Source organism: Novosphingobium endophyticum (assembly GCF_014640675.1).
Classification (GTDB): Bacteria; Pseudomonadota; Alphaproteobacteria; order Sphingomonadales; family Sphingomonadaceae; genus Novosphingobium; species Novosphingobium endophyticum.
The window spans coordinates 1-1,106 of record NZ_BMHK01000095.1 but is presented as its reverse complement, the minus strand read 5'-3'; the positions used below and the strand labels follow the sequence as shown (position 1 = coordinate 1,106).

The window sequence follows — 1,106 nt, the reverse complement described above, 5'->3', positions numbered from 1 at the left end:
TCTGCCTTGCCATTGCCGATGTCGTCGCCAGGAACCATCCACATCGTGAATCAGATCGCAGGCAGTTTGTATACCCCCTACGCCCGGGAATTTGCCCCGGTTACGTCACAAACTTCGTACGCGCGCCGCGCACCGCCGCGTCATTCGGACGCTTCGGTGGCCGGCGCGTTCGTCATCGGCGTGGTGGGCAAGGTCACGGGCACTGCCGGGCCGGTCGGCTCGACGGCCCATTCGGTCTCTTCCCCGGCCGGCACGGTCGCCACGAGGTCGCGCTCGCCCGAGGACCTCATTGTCCAGACCACGAAGACCACGAGCAATATGAGGATAACGACGATCCACAGCCACTTGCTGCGGCCGGTGGGAGGCGGTTCGGCCATGACACACTCTCCTTGTGAACGCATGATCCAGGGTTGCACGATTGCAACGGGCACGGCGGCCAAGTGTTCCCTGGCTGCCTAGGCCGCCGCCAGGATGGCCTGCGCGACATCAACCCACAGGGCCAGCGTGAAAACCACGCCGAGCACGAAGGCCAGACCTCGGTGCGCCGGGTTGTTGTAGGTCATGTGGACCAGGCTCTGCACCAGCCGCGCGGCGACGAAGCCCCAGGCGAATACGAGCGTCCACGTGCCCACCGCTCCCAGCACGAAGGCGACGATGCAGCCGGCGTAGAACAGGGTCGGCAGCTCGAACAGGTTGTCCCAATGCCGCGCCGCCGCCCGCGCCGCCTCGGGCTCGGGCTCGCCCAGGTGCGCGCGGTAATAGTCCGCGTTCATGGACTTCGCCGCCACCGCGCGCGCCGCCGCCATCCGGATGAAGGCAACGAGTGTCAGCGCCACGACCGCCAGGACGGGCAGGAAGATCAGGGTCTGGTTGGTGACAGGCATGGCGCGGCTTTCTCCTCCCTCATGATTTTGTGACGAGAATGCCGGGCGGAGGGCGGTTCGGCAAGCGGGGAGGAATGGATGAATTGTAACTTCCCCGCGACACCCCGCGCCCTACCGTCTTGCTCTTACCCACAAGTGGTCGCGGGCGTGATTCCGTTTATCGCGCGCCCATTGCCTGGCTGGAATCGGTCATGATTCATTCTCCGGCACCTTCGGGCAGCG

The 1,106-nt window shown here is 65.5% G+C and carries 2 protein-coding genes; both read right to left on the bottom strand.

Going from position 1 to position 1,106, the window contains the following annotated elements:
- Positions 1-140: 140 nt before the first annotated feature.
- Positions 141-377 (bottom strand): hypothetical protein, encoded by a 237-nt coding sequence (locus IEX32_RS20360; RefSeq protein ID WP_188773354.1) that lies wholly within the window; start codon positions 375-377, stop codon positions 141-143.
- Between the two features lie 78 nt (positions 378-455).
- Positions 456-884, bottom strand: coding sequence for an MAPEG family protein (locus tag IEX32_RS20355; protein WP_188773353.1), 429 nt, complete (start codon positions 882-884; stop codon positions 456-458).
- Positions 885-1,106 lie beyond the last annotated feature (222 nt).

What these genes read in the sequence shown, in the direction of transcription:
- IEX32_RS20360 (WP_188773354.1), bottom strand. Translation starts at nt 377, where the DNA reads ATGGCCGAACCGCCTCCCACCGGCCGCAGCAAGTGGCTGTGGATCGTC.
- IEX32_RS20355 (WP_188773353.1), bottom strand. Translation starts at nt 884, where the DNA reads ATGCCTGTCACCAACCAGACCCTGATCTTCCTGCCCGTCCTGGCGGTC.